Origin of the sequence: Corallibacter sp., from assembly GCF_048381695.1 — a bacterium.
In the GTDB taxonomy this organism is placed as follows: domain Bacteria; phylum Bacteroidota; class Bacteroidia; order Flavobacteriales; family Flavobacteriaceae; genus Corallibacter; species Corallibacter vietnamensis.
The window spans coordinates 174,447-199,475 of sequence record NZ_JBLXHI010000002.1; the positions used below are offsets into that span (position 1 = coordinate 174,447).

Sequence of the window (25,029 nt, forward strand, 5' to 3'; positions counted from 1 at the left end):
AATTTTAATTTCTTATAAGTTTCTAACAGCATCTTTAAATTGACGCCCTCTATCTTCATAATTTTCAAACAAATCAAAACTTGCACAAGCTGGAGATAATAAAACATTATCACCTGCTTCAGCTAGTTTGTATGCTATTTTAACAGCTTCAGTCATGAATTGTGTTTCAACAATAACATCAACCATAGAGCTAAAGTTCTCTAAAAGCTTTTCGTTATTTACTCCAAGACAAATAATTGCCTTTACTTTTTCGTTTACAAAAGAAAACAACTCTTGATAATTATTCCCTTTGTCTTCACCTCCAACAATCCATACTGTTGGTCTATCCATGCTTTCTAAAGCATAATACGTAGCATTGACATTGGTTGCTTTAGAATCGTTTATATACTGCACTTTATTAATTTTTAATACAGGCTCTAAACGATGTTCTACGCCGTGAAAGTTTTCTAGACTTTCTCTAATTGTTTGCTTTCTTATTTTTAATAAATGCGCTACCGTTGAAGCAGCCATAGCATTCTTTACATTGTGTTTACCTTCTAATGCTAAATTTGATGTTGGCATATCTATTTGGTTATTATCTATTGTTATTTTAATTATTTTATCTTCTAAATACGCACCATTATCAACCTTTTTGGTTAATGAAAATGGCAATAATGTTGATTTTACTGGGTTAGCCTTTAGCCAATTGGTTATCACTTCGTCGTCAGCATCATAAATCAAATAGTCTTCTTTTGTTTGATTCATCGCTATTCGGAATTTTGAAGCGATATAGTTTTCAAATTGGTAATTATATCTATCCAAATGATCAGGCGTGATATTGGTTATGATAGCGATATTAGGCTTAAAAGTAGCAATGTCATCTAGCTGAAAACTACTTATCTCTAGCACATAGTTTTTATAATCACTATCAAGTACTTGCTTGGCAAAACTATCCCCAATATTACCTGCTAAACCGACTTCAAGTTCTTGTTTAAGAATATGATGTGTTAAGCTAGCTGTTGTTGTTTTTCCATTACTTCCTGTAATACCTACTATGGTTGCATTGGTATATTTTGATGCGAATTCAATCTCTGAAACCACCTCAATACCGCATTCTCTGATACGTTTCACCATAGGTACCTTTTCAGGAATACCTGGACTTTTCATGATTAAATCAGCATCAAGAATACGTGCTTCTGTATGCATTTCTTCTTCCCATTCAATCTCATTATGTATAAGAACTTCTTTATATTTCTGTTTAATTTTTCCTTTATCAGAAACAAATACATTGTAGCCTTTTGCCTTTCCTAAAAGCGCAGTACCAATGCCACTTTCTCCACCTCCTAAAACCACTAATTGTTTCATCTATCTTATTTTCAATGTCACTATTGTTAATATGGCCAATAGGATGCCTACAATCCAAAACCTGGTAACAATTTTACTTTCATGATATCCAGATTTTTGATAATGATGATGCAAAGGCGACATTTTAAAAATACGCTTACCTTCGCCATATTTCTTTTTAGTGTATTTAAAGTAGCTTACCTGCATAACTACCGATAGGTTTTCTGCTAGAAAAATACCACACAACACAGGTATCAACCATTCTTTTCGTACCGCAATGGCGATAACCGCAATAACACCACCAATTGTTAAACTCCCTGTATCTCCCATAAACACTTGAGCTGGATATGTGTTGTACCATAAAAAACCTATTAACGCACCTACAAATGCTGCAATATAAATTGTGATTTCCTCAACCCTTGGTATGTACATTATATTTAGGTATTCTGAAAAAATAATATTACCTGAAACCCAAGCAAAAATCCCTAACGTAAGTACTATAATAGCTGATGTTCCTGCTGCCAAGCCATCTATACCATCTGTTAAGTTAGCGCCATTAGACACTGCGGTTATTATGAATATAGCCGCTAAAATGAAAATAACCCATGCATACTTTGCCAAATCTGGACTAATCCAAGTAATCAAGTTTGCATAGTCAAACTCATTTGACTTAACAAAAGGAATGGTTGTTTTGGTTGACTTTTCTTCTGGTTTAAATAACTTTGACGCCTCAACATCTGGGTTTTGAGCCAATATTTCTTGCTGTTGCGCTACAGGTAATTTCTCCTTGATAGTAACATCTTGATTAAAATAAAGAGTTGCTCCTACAATAATTCCTAAACCAACTTGCCCTAATACTTTAAACCTCCCTTTTAAACCTTCTTTATCGTTTTTAAATTTTTTAATGTAATCATCTATAAAACCAATAATACCCATCCAAACGGTGGTTACAACCAATAAAATGATGTAAATGTTTTCAAGTTTTGCAAAAAGCAATACAGGAATTAGGGTTGCCAAAATAATTATGATACCACCCATAGTAGGTGTGCCTGCTTTCTCTACTTGCCCTTCTAAACCTAAATCCCTAATAGTCTCTCCTACTTGTTGTTTTTGTAAAAAACGAATGATACGACGCCCAAATATGGTTGAAATCAATAACGACAATATAATTGCCATAGCCGCCCTAAAGGTTAAAAACCCAAAAAGCGATGCCCCTGGAAATTGGTAATGTTTTTCTAAATATTCGAATACGTAATACAGCATATTATTTTTGTAATTGCTTTAAAAATTCTCTTACTATTTTAAAATCGTCAAAATCAAAACGCTCACCGCTAATCTCTTGATACGTCTCATGCCCTTTTCCAGCTATTAGAATAATATCATTTGATTGCGCCATTTGACAAGCTGTTTTTATAGCTTGTTTTCTATCAGTGATTGATATAACTTTTTTGAAATTTTGAGGTTCAACACCAGCTTCTACATCTTCTATAATAGCTTCAGGGTGTTCATTTCTAGGGTTATCACTTGTGAAAATGACTTTTGTACTTAATGCCGATGCAATGTGTCCCATTTTAGGACGCTTGGTTTTATCTCTATTTCCTCCACAACCTACTACCGTAATTAATTCTTCGTTTTTTGTACGGATACTATTAATGGTTTCAAGAACATTTTTAAGCGCATCTGGAGTATGAGCATAATCAACTATGGCTGTGATTTTGTCATCAGAAATAACATACTGAAAACGCCCTGCAACGCTTTCAAGCTCACTTATCAACCTTAAAACCTCAACCTTTTCCAGACCTAAAAGTTCTGCTGTTGCAAAAATCGCCAAGATATTATACGCATTAAAATTTCCTATTAATCGCGTCCAAACCTCACTATCATTTACCTTAAGAAGCAAACCACTAAACTGATTTTCTAAAATTTGCGCTTTGTAATTTGCATAGCCTTTTAATGCATAGGTGACTTTTTTTGCTTTGGTGTTTTGCACCATAATCTCACCATTTTTATCATCAGTATTTACTAATGCAAAAGCAGTTGTTGGCAACTGATCAAAAAAACGTTTTTTCACATCCCGGTATTCAGCAAATGTTTCATGATAATCTAAATGATCATGTGATAGATTTGTAAAAATACCGCCTTCAAAATGCAATCCTTCTGTTCTATTTTGATGAATTCCATGTGAGCTTACCTCCATAAAGCAAAACTCAACACCTTCATCATTCATTTCTTTTAAATACCTGTTTATAGTTAAAGAATCTGGCGTTGTATGAGTAGCTTGATATGTTTTATTATCAACCATAATTTTTACAGTAGACAAAAGCCCAACTTTATAACCAGCGTTTTTAAACAACTGATATAATAAAGATGCAATGGTTGTTTTTCCATTTGTTCCTGTAACACCAATTAACTTTAAATTTTCAGATGGGTTACCGTAATAATTTGAAGCCATTATAGCCAAAGCCATAGATGAGTTTTCTACTTCTACATACGTAACTCCAGCAACATTATTTTTAGGCAAAACCTCACAAACAATCACAGTTGCTCCTTGAGAAATTGCTGTATCTATAAATTCATGACCATCAGACACAGTTCCTCTTACAGCAACAAACACATCATTTTCAACAATTTTTCTAGAGTCAAAATGGATGTCATTAATAGACACCGATGTATTCCCTACAACTGCGTTTAAGGTTACTTTGTATAATATGTCTTTTAAATTCATCATGATGCTTTTAACACAACGGTTTGCTTATCTTTCAACTTAACTCCTTTATCTACAGATTGAGATGTTACCACTCCATTCCCTAACACTTTTACCTTTACATCAACTTGCATGTTTTCTAACAATGTTATTGCATCCATAAGTGGTAATCCTGTTACATTAGGCATAATGGTTCTGTAAGTTTGCGCTGTTTCATAATACCCATCAAACTCCTTACTTACATCATCATTATTAACCTCTAATGATTTCACCTCATCAATTATTGGCGTATCTGTAAATATTTTTTGAGCCACACGCTTAAAAACAGGACCAGATACATCTGCTCCATAATATCCTTTCTTTATACTTGGCTTATGAATAACCACAATACAAGAATATTTAGGATTGTCCGCAGGAAAATATCCTGCAAAAGAGGAAACATATCTCGGTTTGTCCTCCCAATCACTCATCCAATATTCGGACTTTGCAGTTCCTGTTTTACCAGCCATTGAAAAATATGGTGAATACAAAGACTTTCCAGTACCACGCTCAACCACATTTTTTAATATCTCCTGAATCTCTTTTAGAGTCTTATCAGAACATATTTTTTCATTAATTATCTCTCTATCAAAAATCTCAATCTCCTTATTCAGTTCTTTTACTTCTTTAATAAACCTAGGCTTTACCAAAACTCCATTATTAGCTATAGCATTATAAAAAGCTAATGTTTGAAGCGGTGTCAACTCCATATTATACCCATAAGCCATAGACGGTAATGCATTTTTACTCCATATTTTATGGCCTGGTTCCGGTATAACTGGCTTGCCTTCTCCTAGAATAGAAACCCCTAACACCTCATTAAGCTTCCAAGCTTTAAGACGGTTTATAAATTTTTCAGGTTGTTTTGAATATCCTTCATCTATAATAGTTGCCAACCCTATATTTGAAGACACCTCTAAAGCCCTAGCCACAGATATTTTTCCATAACCGCCATGTTTGGAATCTGTAATAGTACGTCCGTAAAAATGCTTTCTTCCTTTTTTTGTATCTATAACTGTTGCTGTATCTACAATTTTATCCTCTAAAGCCGCCATTAGCGCCATAGTTTTAAATGTAGAACCAGGCTCATGAGATTCACCTACAGCATAATTCAATTTTTCATAATAAGTTCCCTTACTTGTTCTTCCTAAATTTGAAATAGCTCTAATCTCTCCTGTAGCCACTTCCATAACAACCACACACCCATGTTCAGCCTCATAATACTCCAACTGCTGCAACAATGAATTATGCGCTATATCTTGAATATTTGTACTTATAGTTGTATACACATCATAACCATCTTTTGGCTCTACTTGATTATAATCTGCGATTGGCTTCCATTGTCCTTTGCCAATACTTTGCTTTAACCTCTTACCATCTTTACCTCGCAAATACTTATCGCCAAAAGCACCATCAATACCTGCTCTGGTCACATTCCCTTTATCATCAAAACGCTCATAACCTATAGATCTATGAGCAACACCTCCCATTGGATATTCTCGCTTGGTTGTTTGCTCAACTATCAAACCTCCTTTATAAGCACCAAGATTTAGCAACGGAAAATTTCGGATACGCAAGTAATCTGAATACCCTATATTTCTTGCTAACAGATGATATCTATTTTTATAAGCTCGCGCTTTCCTTATTTGCTTTTGATAATAAGAGCTAGACTTACCACTGTAGGCAGCCAAAGAATCTGAAAGCGGTTTTAAATATTTCTCAAAAGTTTCTGCTGATGGTGTCAAGGCATCAATACGAATATCATATTTTGGAATTGATGTTGCCAACAAATTACCTCCCACCGAATACACATTACCTCTATTAGCTGGGATAACCACATCTTTAACCAAACGCTTATCTGCTAATTTTCGATACTTATCTCCTTGAACAAACTGAATAGACAATAATTTAAACACAACGAGAAGCGCGAAGATGAACATACATCCTGCCACAAAATACAATCGGTTTAATATGTTCTTCTCGTTTACTGCCAAGTTGAACTCAATTTTTAGATTTTACTTTAATTTTTGTTGGCGGTATTTCAGAAAGAACAATTCCTTTTTCTTTCATCTTAATTTCCACCGTTGATTCTTTTTTAAGCTGCATCAACTTTCCTCTTCCCTCAACAAATGCCGAACGAAGTTCTTTCACCTCATTGTTAAGCTTTGCTATCAAATGCACCTTTCTGTCAGCGCTATGCGAGCTCGCTATCATAACAATTGCTAAAACTGAAATAAACAAAATCATTCGCCAGTTTTTAAAAGCATCATCACTTACTAAAAATGTTCCTTTTAATATGTTATAGATACTACGCTTCATTTATAGCTTTTCAGCAATTCGAAGTTTTGCACTTCTTGCTCTATTATTTATTTTTATCTCATCGCTGGTTGGCACAATTAATCCTCCAACCTTCTTTAATGGCACTTCAAAATTCCCAAACACATCTCTTTCTGGCTCTCCCTCAAACATACCGTTTCTTATAAATCGTTTTACCAATCTATCTTCTAGAGAATGGTATGATATAACACTTAATCTCCCTCCTTTTTTCAACACCTCTGGCGTTTGCAATAAAAACTCCTTTAAAACTTCTATTTCCTGATTCACCTCTATACGAATAGCCTGATAAATCTGCGCCAACACTTTATTTTCTTTTTTGTGCTGCAAAAAGCGCTTTAAAACATCCTTTAACTGCTCACTAGTTTTTATTGGCTCATTTTCCCTAGACTCAACAATAACTCTCGCCATCGCAGGTGCCTGCCTCAACTCACCATACTGCCACAAAACCTCACGAATTTGCTCTTCAGCATAATCGTTTACCACATGATATGCCGACAAAGCACTTTGTTGATTCATTCTCATATCAAGATTCGCCTCAAATCTGGTAGAAAATCCTCGTTCTGCCACATCAAATTGATGCGACGAAACTCCAAAATCACCTAAAACACCATCAACTTCTTTAATACCATAAAACCTTAAAAACCTTTTTAAGTATCTAAAGTTTTCATGTATAAGCGTAAAACGCTCATCATCCACCTTATTTTGTAACGCATCTGGATCCTGATCAAAAGCAAACAATCGTCCTTTCTCACTCAACCTACTTAATATCTCCCTACTGTGTCCGCCACCACCAAAAGTCACATCTACATAAACACCATCAGGATTTATATTTAAACCATCAACGGTTTCTTTTAATAATACTGGATTATGATATTCCATCGTCATCGTCTTGTCCCATTACTTCTTCAGCTAAATCTGCAAAATCTCCCATAGCATCATCAATAGCCTGCTCATACTTATCTTTATCCCATATTTCAAGGATATCAATAGAGGATGACACCACAATCTCTTTTGAAATACCAGCAAACCCAATTAAGTCTTTTGGAATCAAAACACGACCAGCAACATCTACCTCAATTATTTTTACTCCCGCTGTAAAACGACGAATAAAATCATTGTTCTTTTTCTTAAATCTGTTCAACTTATTCACTCGCTGCATAAGCGTTTCCCATTGCTCCATAGGATACAATTCTAGACACGGTTGAAAAACAGCTCGCTTTAATACAAATCCATTTTGAAGCACAGGAGCAAGTTGCTTTTTTAGCGCAGCAGGAAGCATTAGCCTTCCTTTTGCATCAACCTTACATTCGTATGTTCCTATTAATGAGCTCAAAGCGATTTTATATAGTTATAACGATTAAGTTTCAAATATATTGAAAAATATACCACTTTTTACCACATTATACCACTTTGTTGATAAATTTTTACTCAAAACAAGGAAACGCAACATGCAAAAAAGTTGAGAACACAGTTAAACACTACAAATCAAGAGATTAAACAAAGAAGTTCTTTCTACCAATTACTTATTAACATGTATAATTTAATTCTTTAAAATGCCGCTTAATTATTATCGAAATATTAACAATGATTTACCTATATTTGTTTTTAATGAAATAGACTAATTAGTTAATGACGCATCGTTTAAAAAAAGAGAAAAACTTTAGTTATATTGAAGTTGGAGAAGGCACACCAATCATTGTTTTACATGGATTAATGGGCGGATTAAGCAACTTTGATTCTGTTACAAGAAATTTTAGCGAGAAGGGCTACAAGATTTTGGTTCCTGAATTACCAATCTACACCATGTCTTTACTTAAAACCAATGTTAAGAGTTTTGCTAAATATCTACACGACTTCATTGAATTTAAAGGCTTTGACCAAGTTATTCTTTTAGGAAACTCATTAGGCGGACACATAGGCTTATACCACACAAAGCTTTTTCCTGAAAAAGTTAAAGCATTAATTATAACAGGAAGCTCTGGACTTTATGAAAGTGCAATGGGCAGCGGTTATACCAAACGCAGTGATTATGAAGTTATAAAAAAGAAAGCACAAGATGTTTTTTATGACCCGGAAGTAGCTACAAAAGAAATTGTAGATGAAGTTTATGAAACAGTAAATGACAGAAACAAATTAATAAAAACATTAGCCATTGCAAAAAGTGCTATTCGTCATAACATGGCTTCTGATTTACCTAAAATGAATACACCAACCTGTATTATTTGGGGAAAAAATGACACAGTAACTCCTCCTGAAGTCGCTGAAGAATTTAACGAGCTTTTACCAGATTCTGACTTATACTGGATTGACAAATGTGGACATGCCGCAATGATGGAACATCCTGAAGAATTTAATAATTTATTAGAAAACTGGCTCTCTAAAAGAGGTTTTTAAAACGTAAAAAAAAGAAATCTTCATGGAAATAAAATCGGCTGAATTTGTAATGAGTAATTCTGACGTAGAAAAATGCCCTAAAAATGCATTACCTGAATATGCGTTTATAGGACGAAGCAACGTTGGAAAATCATCATTAATAAACATGTTAACTAGCCGAAAAAGCCTAGCTAAAACCTCTGGAAAACCGGGGAAAACTCAACTTATAAATCATTTTATAATAAACAAAAACTGGTATTTGGTTGACTTACCTGGTTATGGATATGCACGTGTTTCTAAAAGCTCAAAAAAAACATTTCAAAAGTTTATCACCGAGTATTTCAGCAAACGCGAACAATTAGTTTCTGCGTTTGTTTTAGTTGATATCAGACACAAACCACAACCTATTGATTTAGAATTTATGGCTTGGATGGGAGAAAACAATATTCCTTTCTCTATTATATTTACTAAAGCCGATAAATTAAAGCCTCAAGCTATTGAACGCCATATAGAAGACTACAGGAACATCATGCTTGAAACATGGTTTGAAATGCCAAATTATTTTGTAACCTCATCTTCTAAAAACATTGGAAAAGATGATGTTTTAAATTACATTTCTGACATTAATCAAAACATAAACTAACAAATTTCCTATTCTAATAATTGCTTTTTTATTTTTAGAATTACATTCTCAATGCTTCACATCTAGCGCATCTCTTAAAGCATTACCAATTAGCATAAAAGCCATTACCAAACTCATAATACAAAAACCTGGGATAAGTGCTAAATATGGTTTTCCTAAAATAATATAGTTGTAGTGATCTTTTATCATAGCGCCCCAACTAGCCATAGGTGGTTGTGCCCCAATTCCTAAAAAACTCAACCCGCTTTCTATCAATATAGCCGCAGCAAAATTGGCTGCTGAAATCACAATAACTGGCGCTAAAATATTAGGCAGTATATGCTTTGTGATAATTCTAAAATCTGTGTACCCTAAAGCTCTTGCCGCAGTAACATATTGCATTTCTTTAACGCTAATAATTTGTCCGCGAACCACTCTTGCTACTTCAACCCACATTGTTAAACCCACTGCAATAAAAACCTGCCAAAACCCTTTTCCTAGAGCTAATGTAATTGCTATAACCAATAACAAGGTAGGTATAGACCAAGTTACATTTATAATCCACATAATAAATGCGTCCCATTTTCCACCATAATAACCTGCTAAACTCCCCATAAAAACACCAACTACTAATGAGATAAAAACCGCCACAAACCCTATAAAAAAAGAAATTCTAACTCCTACTAAAATTCGGCTTAACATATCTCGACCATACTTATCTGTACCAAACCAAAAGGTTTTTTCTTTAATGAAATCATTAGCTTTCTCTGTCTTATTCAAAACTATATGTTTCTCAATACCTTGCAATCCATCTGAAGTAAATTCCGTATAAAAAAGATTATCTCCTTCAAGGCGATAATCTGAAATTGGAATTTCGGTTTGAACATGTTTTTTTCCAAAAAATAATTTGCTAATACTTGACTGATTAGATTCAATCATTGCAGGCATAGTTAGCATATTCACCGTAAACCCTGGCTTTTTAGAATGTATAGACAAGTGCATCTGGTTTGCATGCTGTGAATCGTCTGGAGCAAATGCATAAGCAAATATTGATATTAATCCAACAACAGCAATAAAACCAAAACTAAAAACGCCCCAGAAGTTTTGTTTGAACTTCAGGAGCGCTAATTGGCCTAATGAGTTTGATGTATGACTCATTGATATTATTAATCTTTGATGTTTGCTACTTTTTTTATAGTATAAGACATTTTTAAATCGTTAAGCACATTTAAGGCTTCTTCTATATAAACATCTTGACTTAAGCTCTGGTGCCAACGTGTTCTTTTTTCTTTAAGAATTGTGTCTTGAACAAATAGGTCTTTTTCGTAAGGCAAAGATTCAAAAGTAAGATTTGTTTTATAGTCAGAAATCTTATCAAAACGTTCAGCTTCTTCTTCATTTAGCTTTAATGAAGCTTTATATTTTGAGTAATTTAAAGAATGATTTGTTTCATCTATTCTAGTTTTTACCCATTTAGCATTTTCATCAATAAGCTTAAGCTGCTTATTTTTACTCATTCTGTTTTTACTATTTTGAATAGCCTTATCATAGTCGTAGTAATTTTCCCAATTGGTATAATCTACAGCATCTATTTTATCCCAAGGTAACGGGTTATCCTGGTCTTTCTCGCCTACATTAATGTAGCTATATCTATCTGGAACAACCACATCACTTTTTACACCTTCAAGCTGTGTTGAGCCTCCGTTAATTCTATAGAACTTTTGCGTTGTTAACTTTAAAGCTCCTAAATCGCCATCTTTATTATTTCTTACCATTCGGTTAAGATCTAGCACATTTTGAACAGTTCCTTTACCGTAGGTTTGCTTACTTCCGATAATAATAGCACGTTTGTAATCTTGCATCGCAGCAGCTAAAATTTCTGAAGCAGATGCCGACAACTCATTTACCATAATTACCAATGGTCCATCCCAAACTATAGACTTATCAGTGTCTTTTAAAACCTCTTTTGGTTCGCCAGTAGAACGTACTTGAACCACAGGTCCATCTTTTATAAACAATCCTGCAATATCAACCACAGTTTGCAATGAGCCACCTCCGTTATTTCTTAAATCCAGCACAAGCCCTTCAATGTTTTCTTCTTTTAGGCGCTCTATCTCTTTTTTGATATCTGATGCAGCATTTCGTTTTTTATAGTCAGTAAAATCTACATAAAACTTTGGTAAATCAATAACACCAAAACGTTTTCCATCTTTTTCAACTGTAGAAGACTTTGCATACGTTTCTTCAAGCTCAACAACATCTCTTGTGATTTGAATGTCTTTTACGCTACCATCTACTTTCTTTACAGTAAGAATAACATTTGTTCCTTTTGGTCCTTTGATTAATTTGATTGCATCATCAAGACGCATACCAACAATATTTACAGGTTGTTCTTCATCTTCTTGACGAACTTTCATAATAATATCTCCTACTTCTAGTTCTTTACCTCTCCAAGCTGGACCTCCAGAAATAAGTTCTACAATCTTGGTGTTATCCATACGCTTTTGCAAACGCGCTCCAATTCCTTCTAGCTTACCGGACATTTGTTGATCAAATCTATCTTTGTCCTCTGGCGCAAAATAAAATGTATGTGGATCAAATTCTTCAACAACAGCATTTACAAACATAGAAAACCAATCTTTACGCTCAAGGTCATCTACATAATCATTAAAGTACATGTTTATTGACTTTAAAGTTTCTGCTCGCGCTTCCTTTTCTATTTCTTCTGTTGTTTTTGAAACAGTTTTATTTTCTGAATCATTTTTTAACGTCCCATCCTTTAGAGCTTTTTGTTCTTCCATTAAGGCGTCATAATTAGGTAAATTGGTAAACTTAAGCTGTTGTCTCCAACGGTCTTTCATTTGCCTTTTGTTTTTTACATAATCTGTTTTTTCATAATCAGAATTAAAATCTTCATCAACAGTATAATCAAAAGGCTTTTCTAAAACCTCTTTATAAATTTCTTTTGCTTCTTCAATTCTCTGAATTAAACGCTCATGAGTTATATTGAAAAAAGAAATGTCATAAACCTTTAATTGATCATCTAACTGATTTTTATATTTTTCAAACTCTTCTATATCTGACTTGTAAAAGTAACGCTTAAGCGGGTCTATTTGATCTAAATAATGAGAGTAAACTTGCTCTGAAAAATCATCATTCAAATCTTTAGGATCAAAATGACCTCGTTCTAAAACATAGGTTATCACTTGAACCAACAATTTATCTTTATCTGGATTTTCAAAAGTTTTTGCAGTAAAACTACAGGATGCAAATGCTAGCAATAACACAAGCAGCAATATCTTATAATTCCTTTTCATAATTCTTAAAAAAAGCATGGGTTATTTTTCACTAAATTAAAGAAAAAACCATGCCAATAAAACCAAATGCTACTAATTTTTTGTTAAACCAAAGAATTTAGGTGTTTCAAACATAAAATACGTATTTTAGCAAGACTAAAAAAAGAACATAAAAATGGCAAAAAAACCTTTGATTTTAGTAACTAATGATGATGGCATAACCGCTCCTGGAATTAGAGCTTTAATAAGTGTTGCAAAGGAAATTGGAGATGTTGTTGTTGTAGCTCCTGATAGTCCGCAAAGCGGCATGGGTCATGCTATTACAATAAATTCTACATTACATTTAGATCATGTGCATATTGACGATGATTCTAAAAACGAATATAGTTGCTCTGGAACTCCTGCTGATTGTGTTAAACTAGCTATTAATGAAATTTTAGACCGTAAACCAGATATTTGTATTTCAGGAATTAACCACGGATCTAATTCCTCTATAAATGTTATTTATTCAGGAACAATGAGTGCTGCTATTGAGGCAGGCATAGAAGGAATTCCTGCTATTGGTTTTTCTTTATTAGATTATAATTATAATGCTGATTTTACTGCGGCAAAAAAAGTAGCTAAAACGGTATTAAAAAACGCGTTAAAACACGGAATTCCTAATGACATTGTTCTTAACGTAAACATTCCTAATATTAGTAAAAAAGACATAAAAGGCATTAAAGTATGTAGGCAAGCTAGAGCCAACTGGAAAGAAGAGTTTGACAAACGCCAAACACCTCATGGCAAAGACTATTATTGGCTTACTGGAAAATTTGTAAATTTAGATAAAGGAAAAGATACAGATGAATGGGCGCTAGAAAACGGCTATGTTTCTGTAGTTCCGGTACAATTTGATTTAACTGCGCATCACAGTATTCAACAATTAAACACTTGGGATTTTAATGATTAAAAAAGAAGTTTTAACAGGGTTTATCATAGGTATTGTAGCCAATACTATCGGGTTGTTTTTAGCCAGTATGATATTAGGGAATGGCGAAGGCTTTATTTCGGTTTTAAAATCAGCTTCTGCTGAAGGTTTCCTAGGAAAACTTGTTAGCCTTGGTGCTATTTTAAATTTAGGTGCTTTCTTTATCTTTATAAAAAAGAAACAAGACTATCGTGCGCGTGGTGTGCTTTTGGCAACCGTTCTAATAGCTATAGCAACATTTATAATTAAGTTTTTGTAAGATTTAAATAACACATGAAATACTACATTATTGCAGGAGAAGCATCTGGAGATTTACATGGATCTAATTTAATGAAAGCATTACACAAAGAAGATGTTAATGCTGATTTTAGATTTTGGGGTGGTGATCTTATGCAAGCAGTTGGAGGCACTTTAGTAAAACACTATAAAGAGCGTGCTTTTATGGGTTTTGCTGAAGTTATCATGAATCTTTCTAAAATATTTAAAGATATCTCGTTTTGTAAAACTGATATTCAAAACTACCAACCTGATGTTATTATCTTCATTGATAATTCTGGTTTTAATTTACGCATTGCCAAATGGGCAAAACAACAAAACTTTAAAACCAATTACTATATTTCTCCACAAGTTTGGGCTTCAAGAGCTGGAAGAGTAAAAGCCATAAAACATGACATTGATGCTATGTATGTGATTTTACCTTTTGTGAAAGACTTTTACAAAACCTATGATTATGATGTTACTTTTGTTGGACACCCTTTAATTGATGCTATTGCAGGTAGAACACAAGTTGATGAATACACTTTTAGAGCAGAACATGAATTGAGTGAAAAACCTATTATTGCTTTACTACCAGGTAGTAGAAAACAGGAGATTTCAAAAATGCTTTCTGTAATGTTAAGTTTAGTAAATGATTATCCTAATTATCAGTTTGTAATTGCAGGAGCTCCAAGTCAAGAATATAGCTTTTACAAACAATTTATAAAAAACTCCAACGTACACTTTATATCAAATAAAACATATGACTTATTAAGTGTTTCAACAGCTGCATTAGTTACTTCAGGAACTGCCACACTAGAAACAGCCTTGTTCAAAGTACCTCAAGTAGTTTGCTATAAAGGTAGCTGGATATCTTATCAAATAGGAAAACGTATTGTCAACTTAAAGTTTATATCGTTAGTAAACTTAATTATGAATAAAGAGGTTGTTACAGAACTTATTCAAGATGATTTCAACTCTAAAAATCTAAAAAAAGAACTTGACAAAATACTTGACGAATATCAACGTACAAAATTTTTCATGAATTATTATGAGCTTGAAAAGAAACTTGGTGGTAAAGGTGCTAGTAAAAAAACAGCCGAGTTAATCTTTAAAAGCCTCCAGTAATTCAGGCGCTTCAAACAGCCTAAAATCTGACTCTTTAGATTTAGAACCTTCTAACAACTCGTGAAGTTTTTTTGCAATTGCAAATCCTAATAAAGGCGGCACAGCATTTCCTATTTGCTGGTACTGACTCAAACCTTTTTCCCAACTCATTTTGGTTCGCATTCCTTTAAAAATAAATGTATCTGGAAAAGATTGAAGCCTTGCACCTTCTCTTGCTGTAAAGTTTCTATGTAAAAAAGGATGTATGAAATTACTCTGAAAAGATGCAGCAATGGTAGGCGCAGGTTTGTTTGCATGCAACCGTTGATTGTTTTGAGAAAACACAATTTTTGATTTTTCTTTTGGATTACCTCGCTTCACAGCCGCATGCTCGTGCGAAACATGAGCTAAAGATTCGCCTGCCTTAATTACCTGAAACCTGTTAATTAACCTTTGAGTATGACGCATAGCAACATGATTAAAAACAGACTTGCTTTTGGTTCTCATAAATGATTGGTAAGTATTTGCTTCTTCAATTGGATAAGACATTTTCTCATCTCCTTCAGATGCTTTAATTTGAGGTAAATCAGAGATAGCTTCCCAAACTGTAACAGGCCTTGAATAAGATTTGTTAGGGAATTCCGGCTTGATATTTAAGTCTTTTCTTATTCCCATCATAATAACACGTTGCCTATTTTGAGGCACACCATAATCTGAAGCTAATAAAATTTTATAATCTACCTCATAACCTATTCCAGCATTTTCAAATGCTTCTTTCATTAGTTTAATAACTTGACCTTTTTTCATAGATAACAAACCTCTTACATTCTCCATAATAAATGCTTTAGGCTGTAAATCTTTTACCACTCTAACAAACTCATAAAAAAGCTCATTTCTCGGGTCGTCCTCAACTTTATTTCTGTTTTTATTAGCTAGAGAAAAGCCTTGGCATGGAGGTCCTCCAACCACAACATCGATAGATTTTCCTGAAACAATATCCTGTATTTGCTTGGTTGATATTTCTCTTAAATCCTTTTGAATAAAAGGAACATTGGGAAAGTTATGCGTATATGTTTTTTCGCAATTTTCATCTATATCACTTGCTAATACTGTGTTGTAATTTGCCCATTTAAAACCTAATCCCAATCCGCCACATCCAGAAAACAAGTCAATAACATTCATAAACATCAATACATTTTATGAGGTAAATGTAATTGTTTTTTAAAATAAACCCAATCAACTTTTTATAATGTTATATCATTTTTAATAACAAAATTGTTTATTTTCGAGCCATGCAAAAACTGGTTTTATTATTATTTTTCTGTTTATGTTTATCGTCTTGTAAGTCTACAAAACAAGGTAAATCAACTTCTAAAACAAGGACAACAAAAACAGTTACCAAACCTACCACAAAGCACTATTCAAGTTCAGCTGAAGCTGATAAAATTGTTAAGTACGCTAAACAGTTTGAAGGTGTAAAATATAAATATGGTGGCACTACTAAAAAAGGTATGGATTGTTCTGGACTGGTAAATACTGCCTATAAAAGTGAAAATATTTTGTTACCTAGAACCACCGGAAGTCTTGCTACTCATGGCAACTGGATAGATTTAAAAGAAGTTAGAAAAGGTGACTTGGTGTTTTTTGCTACAAGAAAAAATAGTCGATCAGTAAACCATGTTGGCATTGTTACTAGCACACGTACTGGTTATGTTGAGTTTATTCATGCTTCAACAAGCAAAGGCGTTATGATTTCTTCATTATCAGAACGTTACTGGTATTTTGCTTTTGTACAGGCACGCCGCGTATTATAATTTTTTTCTGTAACTTACTATTGTGAAACTTCTTGATTTTGCAATAGTTAAACTAGCTTTTTGGTTAATTGCTGGTATTTTAGTGGGATATTATTTAACTATCTCGCTTGGTGTTTCTTTGCTATTATCAATCACTCTTGTCATCTTACTTTTTGTTATCTATCAAACAAGTTTGCGTACCTTTAAACCAACTGTTTGGTTTGGATTAGTGTCATATCTTGCTATGTTATCCCTAGGCATACTCACTGTAAACATCCATAATCAAAAGCTTTATAAAAACCACTACACAAGTATTTATGATTTTTCTAAAACTAGTACATCAAACATTTATGTAACTATACGAGAGGTTTTAAAACCTAACACTTACAATGCTAGATACATTGCTAAAATCAATAGAATAGATACAACTAAAGCAGTTGGCAAAATACTTTTAAACATCGCTCTTGACAGCAGTAAAAACACACTAAATGTAGATGACAAACTCATTATTAATGCCAATTTACAGAACCTAAAACCTCCTAAAAATCCGGATCAATTTAATTACAAAGCCTATTTAAAAAAGCAATATGTTTACGCTCAAATATATAGTAACAATAATCACACTCTTACTATAAGTCATAATACATTCTCTATTTTAGGATATGCAAATAGAATAAGACTGTTTGTTAATAAAAAATTAGAAACACTTGATTTTTCTAAAAATGAATTAGCCGTAATTAATGCGCTATTACTGGGTCAAAGACAAAACATTGACAAAGCGCTTTATCAGGATTATGCTAATGCTGGCGCTATTCATATTTTAGCAATTTCAGGACTTCACATTGGTATTATCCTGTTTATGCTTGAGTTTCTTTTTTCTTTTTTGAACAGAGGTAAGCATAGCAAACTAATTAAAGCTTTTTTAATTGTTACTATTCTTTGGCTGTTTGCAATCATTGCAGGACTGTCACCATCAGTGGTTCGAGCCGTGACTATGTTTACCGCAGTTGCTATTGCCATTAACTTGAATAGACCGCATAATATTTTCAACACTCTTGCTATATCGGTGTTTGTTTTGCTATTGTTTAAACCTATGTTTTTATTTGAAGTAGGTTTTCAAATGAGTTACCTTGCTGTTATTGGTATTGTCACCATACAACCCTTGCTCTACAACCCTATAAAAACAAGATTTTGGTTACCAAATAAGGTGTTTAATTATGCTACGGTTTCTATAGCTGCTCAAATAGGTGTTTTACCTATAAGTTTATATTATTTTCATCAATTTCCTGGTTTATTCTTATTGACTAATATGGTAATCATTCCCTTTTTGGGTTTTATTTTAGGGTATGGATTCATTGTTATAATAATGGCTACATTAAACATACCCAAAAACATTATCACAAATTTTTATGGAGACATTATAGACGCTATGAACCTATTCTTTAAATGGGTAGCACAACAAGAGTCGTTTTTATTTAAAGACATCTCAATAAACGGAATTTTACTCTTTGTTTGTTATTTACTCATTATAGCTTTTGTTAGGTATTTGACAATAAAGACATTTAAGCGTTTAGTAATATGCCTTATTGCAATCATCCTATTTCAATCTACCCTTATATTCAACAAATTTCAGCATGAAACAAGCGATGAATATATCATTTTCCAAAAAAGCAAAAAAAGCATACTTGGCTTTCAAAAAGGAAAACAGTTATACATTTATTCTAACTTAAAACCGCCCATTACAAAAGAAACTATGCTAACAAAATATGCTGTAAGTAATTTTATAACAACTGTAAAGGCAGATTCTTTAAAGAATGTTTACTCAATAAACAATAAAACCTTATTAGTCATAGACAGCCTTAACACTTACCAAATAAAATCTTTTACGGCAGATTATTTACTATTAAGAAACTCTCCTAAAATACACTTAAAACGCGTCATAGATTCATTAAAACCCAAAACGATCATTGCTGATGGAAGCAATTATAAATCGTATGTAACTAGATGGAAGGAAACGTGTAGAAAAGAAAAACTCCCATTTCATTCTACTTATGAAAAGGGAGCTTATATTTTTAAGTTAAACTAAATATCTAATTTGAGAATTCAGGCTTAAAATCATCGGCATAAGCAGAAAAATCATTTTGTGTCTTGAAATTTACGTGGTCATCATTTTTAAACAATTTCAGATATAACTCTAACTGTTGTGGCGTTCTGTATCCTATAATTGGTGCCAGAAGGTCGCCTTTTTCATCCAAGAATAAAATTGTTGGGTACGATCTAATTCCAAAATATCTTGACATCTCATGCGGAGAATTACGCCTGTTTTCTTTTGCAGGATCGTAACCTGGATTTTTGAATGTTCTATCTTTAAAGTTTATAGTTTCATTTCCTTCAGCGTTAAACTTTACTGCGTAGTAATGCTTATTTACATAAGCCACTACATCTTTATTTTTAAACGTGTTTTTGTCTAGCATTTTACAAGGTCCACACCAATTTGTATAAGCATCCATCATAATCTTTTTAGGATGTTTCTTTTGAAGCTTCACAGCCTCTTCTAAAGTCACCCAATTTATCTCTTGAGCAATGTTGCTAACAGGAATTAAAAAAACTAATGTTATAATATAAAGTATGTTTTTCATGCGGTTTGAATTTATAAGCAATTAAAAATTATTAGCTTCACTATTGGTTGCAAAACCTATGCCTAACTTACAAAAAACACTCCAAAAAATGGAGTGTTTAAGTTAATTTAAAAAATATACATTGATTAACGTACACCATGCATTAAGCGTTTAAGCAACGGATTTAACACTATAGCAACTAATCCTGCGCCTATTGGCACTAATGTAAATATTAAGAAAAAGGTACTCAACGAATATGTTGCAGAAATCTTATCAATCATACCTCCCATAGTTCCGGCTGCTTTTTGCCCTACTGCAATGGCTAAATACCATACTCCAAACATAAAACCAATCATTCGTGCCGGTACTAGTTTACTTAAATATGATAGTCCTACAGGCGAAATACAAAGCTCTCCCATAGTATGAAATAAATAGGCCATTATTAAAAATATCATACTCACAGATGCCGTTTTTGCTCCTGAAGGAATATCGCCTGCTCCATAAGATAAGAATGCAAATCCTAGACCTAATAATATTAACCCTATACCGTATTTCATTGCTGCGCTAGGATTGTATTTACTTTCCCACCATCTTGAGAATAATGGCGCAAGTGTAATGATAAAAAATGAATTTAATATCCCGAACCAAGTTGCTTCAACCTCATTTCCATCTTGTGAAAATTTATCATTCAATCGGTATAAAACTAAAGCCCATAAACCAATAAAAGCTACTGCCAAAATAATGTTTGACAAACCAATTCGTGAGAATGTTTTTTTAGCTAAAAGTATTAATACCCATGATATAATTATTAAAGGAACTGTCGTTAATAATGCGTCTATTATCTTAAACACCATAGCCGAACTACCAACTAGAGTTCTATCTGTGTAGTCGCGTGCAAATAATGTCATAGATCCTAACGATTGCTCAAAAAAGGCGAAGAAAAACACTGTAAAAACACCAAAAATAGACACCGCAATAATACGATCTCTAACAACAGGTATATACCTAGCAATTCTGGTAACTAATAGCACTAAAAACAAAACTAAAGCCGCTAACACAACCACATTAGAGCCACTTAATCCACCTATTTCAAAAGGCAACATATTAAGGTCTCCAATTTTTTCCATTGGATCATTGAATAAATATAATAAACCTCCAATTGCAGATAAAGTCATTAACACTTTATCAAACATAGTAAAAGGGTTTAATTTTTCTTCAGACTCTGCATCATGTGCTTTAGGAGCTTCTTCATTAATATTTTGTGGTAATTCTACTTCGTGAACTTTTGTTGGTTTAGCACCTATACTTCCAAAAAGGCTACCGGCTAACCAAAACTGCAACATACCTAATAGCATGAAAACACCTGCAAGTCCAAAACCATAAGACCATCCAAAGTTTTCAGCTAAATAGCCACATAGCATCATACCAAAAAATGCACCCGCATTAACTCCCATGTAAAATATTGTATAAGCGCCATCTTTTTTAGACTCTTTCCCTTTATACATAGTAGAGATAATAGATGTAATATTTGGCTTAAAAAAACCTGTACCTATTACCAATAATGCCAAACCAAAATAAAATGAAGCAGTTGTTTCAAAAGCCATTGCAACATGCCCAAGTGTCATAATTACACACCCTATTACGACTGCTATTCTATAACCTGTAATTTTATCAGCTATCCAACCACCTAAAATTGGTGTTAAATATAAAAGTGATGCATAAGTACCTATTAATGCTAATGCATGCTCTCTTGGCCAATCCCAACCAGGATTTTCACTCAACATCGGCGCCGTTAAAAAAAGCACCAAAAGAATTCTCATTCCGTAGAATGAAAATCGCTCCCACATTTCAGTAAAAAACAGAACGAATAACCCTGCTGGGTGTCCTATAACTTTATCTTTAAATAAATTTTCAATATCCGTATTCATATAAATTTAGTCGTTAGTTAGTTTATCTAATTCTTTTAATATCAGATTATATTTCATCACTCATTTCACGCTCATTATCTTCAGCGCCATGAGTAAGGTTTTCTAATTTTTTTCTGAATACCATAACAAGTAATCCAAAAACAACACAAAAAACAGCAATTCCTGTAAACACAGTAAATTCTCCTAACTTTGATGCTGATTCTCCTAATAATCCAGCTAGTTTATTTCCAAATCCTGTCATTGCAAAATAAACACCCATCATTAAAGACGCATATTTTAATGGTGCTAATTTTGTAATATATGACAATGCAACTGGAGAAATACATAATTCTCCAACTGTATGAAATAAGTAAGCTAAAACTAACCAATACATTGCAGAAGAGCCTGTGCTTTCAAACTGTGTTGAAGCAGCTGACATAAAGAAAAAACCAGTACCCATGATAATTAAACCTATAATCATTTTAAACAATGATGTAGATACTTTACCTCGTAATTTTCTTCTAGCCCAAAAAGCAGCAACAGCGGTTCCTAAAAATATAATAAACATAGCGTTTAATGACTGAAACCAAGACGCAGGAACTTCCCATCCCATAAGCATTCTATTGGTATTGTCCATTGCATAAATATTCATTAAGCCACCGGCTTGTTCAAATGCCCCCCAAAAAACAATAACCAGTAAAAAAGAAATAAAAAGTACAACAACACGATCTTTTTCAATTTTGGTTAATGGTCTTTTCATTGCTTCTTTTTCTTCTTCGTTTTCAGAAGTTCCGCTAAAATTCCCAACATGCTTTAGATATTTTTGTCCTACAACATATTGAATTAAACCAAGTGCCATACCTATTCCTGCAAGTCCAAAGCCATAATGCCATCCGTGAACTTCTCCTACATAACCAACTATTAAACTTGATAAGAAAGCTCCAACATTAATCCCTATATAAAAAATAGTAAATCCTTTATCTCTTCTGATATCCCCTTGCTTGTATAAACCACCAACCATCGTAGAGATGTTTGGTTTTAGCATTCCAACTCCTGCTATAATTAAGCCTAAACCTGTATAGAATGCCCACATTTGCTCTATAGCCAATATACTATGACCAGCTACTAAAAGAATACCTCCATAAAGCACTGATTTTTTTTGCCCTAAAAATTTATCTGCTATCCATCCTCCAGGAATTGACATTACGTAAACTAACATTGTGTAAGTTCCGTAAAGCGATAAGGCATCAGCGTTACTCCAACCTAATCCTGCATTTTCTCCTTTTGCTTGCGCTACTAGATATAAAACTAAAATAGCTCGCATTCCATAGTAGGAGAATCGTTCCCACATTTCAGTAAAAAATAGAATAAATAATCCTACAGGATGACCAAATAGTTCTCTTTGGTGCGCTTGTTTAACAGTTGTCGACATAAGTTAATTATTAGTTAGTATTATCCTTTTATTTGAGATTTTACAGATTCTTTCGTTTTAGGTTTTTCTATTTTATCACCTAAAGTTTTATCTATAAAATTTGACATTTTTTTATACAAATGTAATCTTGTGTTACCTCCGTAAATACCGTGATTTTTATCTGGGTAAATCATCCACTCAAATTGTTTATCAGCTTGAATTAAAGCCTCAACCATTCGCATAGTATTTTGTAAGTGTACGTTATCATCACCTGTACCATGAATTAGTAAAAAATCTCCTTTTAATTTATCAACATGATTAATTGGTGAATTTTCATCATAACCACTCGGGTTTTCTTGTGGCGTAGTCATGTATCGTTCTGTGTAAATAGAGTCATAAAATCTCCAGCTTGTTACCGGCGCTACAGCGATAGCCATTTTAAAAACATCATTACCTTTAAACAAAGCGTTACTACTCATAAAGCCACCATAGCTCCAACCCCAAATTCCAATTCTAGAAGCATCAATGTAAGGAAGCTCTCCTAATTGTTTTGCAGCTTGTATTTGATCTTCTACTTCGTATTTTCCTAATTCTTTTTGTGTTACTTTTTTAAAGTCAGCACCTTTAAATCCTGTTCCGCGGCCATCTACACACACTACAACATAACCTTTTTGAGCTAAATATTGATACCAATAATCGTTTGCACTATTCCAACTATTTGCAACACTTTGAGAGCCTGGACCAGAGTATTGGTACATGAACAATGGATACTGCTTTGATTCGTCAAAATCAGCTGGTTTAATCATCCACATATTTAAATCGTTTCCGTTTACATGAATGGTACTAAACTCTTTTTTTGATGTATTGTAGTCTAATAATTTCTCTGACAGCTTATCGTTGTCTTTTATACTCTTTATTAAGTTACCTGATTTAGCACTGTTTAAAGTATATTCTGGTGGTGTTGAAGCACTTGAAAATGTATTTATAAAATAAGAGAAATCAGCACTAAAAGATGCTCTATTGGTTCCGTCACTTTTTGTTAAACGCTCTTTGTCACGTCCATTTAGTTTTATAGAGTAAACATCTCTGTTTATAGAACCGTTTTCTGTAGATTGATAAAAAATTCTGTGTGATTTATCATCATAACCATAGTAGCTAGTTACTTCCCAGTTACCTTTGGTAACCTGATTAATTAACTCACCATCTTTATCATAATGGTATATGTGATTGTAACCATCTTTTTCACTTGTCCAAATAAAGCTATTATCCTTTAAGAAGGTTAAATTATCTGTAACATCAATATAGGCTTTATCGGTTTCGGCTAAAGCTAATTTTGCAGTATTGGTATTAGCATTTATCATCCATAAATCTAATGCATTTTGATGACGATTCATGTAATGAGCACTTAATACATCAGCATCATTTGTCCATTTTATTCTAGGAATGTAAAAATCATTATAAGCTTTATCTACTTTTACTTCGGCAGATTTATCAGATTTCACATCGTATATATGTAACGAAACAACCGCATTAGCTTCTCCTGCCTTTGGGTATTTGAAAACATGTTGCGTCTGGTATAAAGCCTCACCGTAAACATCCATAGAAAACTCTGGTACATTTGTTTCATCAAAGCGTATAAAGGCTATTTTATTGCTTGCTGCATTCCATTCAAAAGCACGAACAAAACCAAATTCTTCTTCGTAAACCCAGTCTGTAATACCATTGATTATTTTATTCTTCTCTCCGTCTGATGTAATTTGCGTAGTCTTTCCTGACTCTAAATCTTTTACAAACAAATTATTATCATAACCGTAAGCTACTTTTGTGCCATCAGGAGAAAAGGTTGGCTCTTGAATTTTCTCTTCTGCAACCAGTGTAACTTGATTATTTTTTGTGTTATAAATGTAGTATTTACCAAGTGTTGAGCGTCTGAAAATAGACTCAACATCTGTAGCTAGTAATATTTGAGTTTCATCATTACTAAATGTATAGTCCGTGAAATATTTTATAGCTTCAATATCTTTTGAACTAACTAATGTTTTTACTTTTTTCAAAGTTTTGTAATCATATACGTCAACCGTTGTTGAGCCTGAAGCTCTGTCAAAGTTTAAAACAGAATATTGTTGGCCATTTTTCATAGAATGCAATGCATCCATACGTTCTGTTCTAAAGGCTCCTTGCCATATATCTTCTAATGTAATTTCTTTATTTTGAGCTGATGTTAAAGTAGTTGCTAAAAAGCAAAAGATGAAGATGTGTTTTATAATTTTCATT

General features: G+C 33.2%; 21 protein-coding genes. 7 read left to right on the plus strand and 14 right to left on the minus strand.

The genetic code is table 11. The features are described from left to right. Positions 1 to 12 precede the first annotated feature (12 nt). The 7 genes from murD to mraZ all read right to left on the minus strand — a co-directional run bounded on the left by murD (position 13) and on the right by mraZ (position 7,736). Positions 13 to 1,344: a UDP-N-acetylmuramoyl-L-alanine--D-glutamate ligase gene (murD, locus tag ACN5J3_RS04620; protein WP_418510935.1), complete on the minus strand. Its 1,332-nt coding sequence runs from the start codon at positions 1,342 to 1,344 to the stop codon at positions 13 to 15. After that, positions 1,345 to 2,586, minus strand: a complete 1,242-nt coding sequence (gene mraY / locus ACN5J3_RS04625; RefSeq protein ID WP_417290339.1) for a phospho-N-acetylmuramoyl-pentapeptide-transferase — start codon at positions 2,584 to 2,586, stop codon at positions 1,345 to 1,347. 1 nt (position 2,587) lies between these two features. Continuing rightward, positions 2,588 to 4,051 carry a UDP-N-acetylmuramoyl-L-alanyl-D-glutamate--2,6-diaminopimelate ligase gene (locus ACN5J3_RS04630; protein ID WP_418510936.1) on the minus strand — a complete coding sequence of 488 codons (1,464 nt, stop codon included), beginning with the start codon at positions 4,049 to 4,051 and terminating at the stop codon, positions 2,588 to 2,590. Continuing rightward, entirely contained in the window at positions 4,048 to 6,006 is a 1,959-nt protein-coding gene (locus tag ACN5J3_RS04635; protein WP_417290456.1) for a penicillin-binding protein, read from the minus strand. Before ACN5J3_RS04635 ends, ACN5J3_RS04630 begins: the two co-directional genes overlap by 4 nt. A gap of 61 nt (positions 6,007 to 6,067) precedes the next feature. After that, entirely contained in the window at positions 6,068 to 6,385 is a 318-nt protein-coding gene (locus ACN5J3_RS04640) for an FtsL-like putative cell division protein (protein ID WP_417290341.1), read from the minus strand. Further along, positions 6,386 to 7,282 carry a 16S rRNA (cytosine(1402)-N(4))-methyltransferase RsmH gene (rsmH, locus tag ACN5J3_RS04645; RefSeq protein ID WP_418510937.1) on the minus strand — a complete coding sequence of 299 codons (897 nt, stop codon included), beginning with the start codon at positions 7,280 to 7,282 and terminating at the stop codon, positions 6,386 to 6,388. It abuts the gene before it with no gap. Then, a complete protein-coding gene (gene mraZ / locus ACN5J3_RS04650; protein WP_418510938.1) occupies positions 7,269 to 7,736 on the minus strand; it encodes a division/cell wall cluster transcriptional repressor MraZ in 468 nt (155 codons plus the stop codon). Before mraZ ends, rsmH begins: the two co-directional genes overlap by 14 nt. A gap of 296 nt (positions 7,737 to 8,032) precedes the next feature. Between mraZ and ACN5J3_RS04655 the strand changes: the two genes are divergently transcribed. Both ACN5J3_RS04655 and yihA read left to right on the plus strand, forming a co-directional pair. Next, on the plus strand, positions 8,033 to 8,797 hold the full coding sequence (locus tag ACN5J3_RS04655) for an alpha/beta fold hydrolase (protein WP_418510939.1): 765 nt from the start codon (positions 8,033 to 8,035) through the stop codon (positions 8,795 to 8,797). Between the two features lie 22 nt (positions 8,798 to 8,819). Further along, entirely contained in the window at positions 8,820 to 9,419 is a 600-nt protein-coding gene (yihA, locus tag ACN5J3_RS04660) for a ribosome biogenesis GTP-binding protein YihA/YsxC (RefSeq protein WP_417290345.1), read from the plus strand. A gap of 48 nt (positions 9,420 to 9,467) precedes the next feature. On the opposite strand, the gene ACN5J3_RS04665 is transcribed toward yihA, so the two are convergent. After that, complete coding sequence (locus ACN5J3_RS04665) at positions 9,468 to 10,556, minus strand: ABC transporter permease (RefSeq protein WP_418510940.1); 1,089 nt, start codon at positions 10,554 to 10,556, stop codon at positions 9,468 to 9,470. A gap of 8 nt (positions 10,557 to 10,564) precedes the next feature. Continuing rightward, complete coding sequence (locus ACN5J3_RS04670; RefSeq protein ID WP_418510941.1) at positions 10,565 to 12,715, minus strand: carboxy terminal-processing peptidase; 2,151 nt, start codon at positions 12,713 to 12,715, stop codon at positions 10,565 to 10,567. Between the two features lie 154 nt (positions 12,716 to 12,869). Here ACN5J3_RS04670 and surE point away from each other — a divergent pair, with 154 nt between their 5' ends. Genes surE through lpxB form a run of 3 tightly spaced genes read left to right on the plus strand, consistent with a single transcriptional unit; the run spans position 12,870 to position 15,047 of the window. Beyond that, the gene (gene surE, locus ACN5J3_RS04675; protein ID WP_344726120.1) at positions 12,870 to 13,646 is read left to right on the plus strand and encodes a 5'/3'-nucleotidase SurE; all 777 of its coding nucleotides are present in this window, start codon (positions 12,870 to 12,872) and stop codon (positions 13,644 to 13,646) included. Further along, a complete protein-coding gene (locus ACN5J3_RS04680; RefSeq protein ID WP_418508483.1) occupies positions 13,639 to 13,923 on the plus strand; it encodes a hypothetical protein in 285 nt (94 codons plus the stop codon). The genes surE and ACN5J3_RS04680 overlap by 8 nt, the downstream gene beginning before the upstream one ends. A gap of 14 nt (positions 13,924 to 13,937) precedes the next feature. Further along, positions 13,938 to 15,047 carry a lipid-A-disaccharide synthase gene (lpxB, locus tag ACN5J3_RS04685; RefSeq protein ID WP_417290349.1) on the plus strand — a complete coding sequence of 370 codons (1,110 nt, stop codon included), beginning with the start codon at positions 13,938 to 13,940 and terminating at the stop codon, positions 15,045 to 15,047. Here the strand turns inward: lpxB and ACN5J3_RS04690 are convergent. Then, positions 15,024 to 16,208 carry a DNA cytosine methyltransferase gene (locus ACN5J3_RS04690; RefSeq protein ID WP_418510942.1) on the minus strand — a complete coding sequence of 395 codons (1,185 nt, stop codon included), beginning with the start codon at positions 16,206 to 16,208 and terminating at the stop codon, positions 15,024 to 15,026. The genes lpxB and ACN5J3_RS04690 overlap by 24 nt on opposite strands. Before the next feature lie 110 nt (positions 16,209 to 16,318). Between ACN5J3_RS04690 and ACN5J3_RS04695 the strand changes: the two genes are divergently transcribed. Together ACN5J3_RS04695 and ACN5J3_RS04700 are read left to right on the plus strand one after the other, a co-directional pair. After that, positions 16,319 to 16,840 carry a C40 family peptidase gene (locus ACN5J3_RS04695; protein WP_417290351.1) on the plus strand — a complete coding sequence of 174 codons (522 nt, stop codon included), beginning with the start codon at positions 16,319 to 16,321 and terminating at the stop codon, positions 16,838 to 16,840. A 22-nt stretch (positions 16,841 to 16,862) separates the two neighbouring features. Next, positions 16,863 to 18,905 (plus strand): ComEC/Rec2 family competence protein, encoded by a 2,043-nt coding sequence (locus tag ACN5J3_RS04700; protein WP_418510943.1) that lies wholly within the window; start codon positions 16,863 to 16,865, stop codon positions 18,903 to 18,905. 4 nt (positions 18,906 to 18,909) lie between these two features. On the opposite strand, the gene ACN5J3_RS04705 is transcribed toward ACN5J3_RS04700, so the two are convergent. The 4 genes from ACN5J3_RS04705 to ACN5J3_RS04720 form a co-directional block, all read right to left on the minus strand. Continuing rightward, entirely contained in the window at positions 18,910 to 19,458 is a 549-nt protein-coding gene (locus tag ACN5J3_RS04705; protein WP_418510944.1) for a thioredoxin family protein, read from the minus strand. 125 nt (positions 19,459 to 19,583) lie between these two features. Then, positions 19,584 to 21,365, minus strand: a complete 1,782-nt coding sequence (locus ACN5J3_RS04710; RefSeq protein ID WP_418510945.1) for a peptide MFS transporter — start codon at positions 21,363 to 21,365, stop codon at positions 19,584 to 19,586. A gap of 46 nt (positions 21,366 to 21,411) precedes the next feature. Next, positions 21,412 to 22,776 (minus strand): peptide MFS transporter, encoded by a 1,365-nt coding sequence (locus ACN5J3_RS04715; protein ID WP_417290355.1) that lies wholly within the window; start codon positions 22,774 to 22,776, stop codon positions 21,412 to 21,414. A 20-nt stretch (positions 22,777 to 22,796) separates the two neighbouring features. Continuing rightward, positions 22,797 to 25,028 (minus strand): S9 family peptidase, encoded by a 2,232-nt coding sequence (locus ACN5J3_RS04720; RefSeq protein WP_418510946.1) that lies wholly within the window; start codon positions 25,026 to 25,028, stop codon positions 22,797 to 22,799. Position 25,029 lies beyond the last annotated feature (1 nt).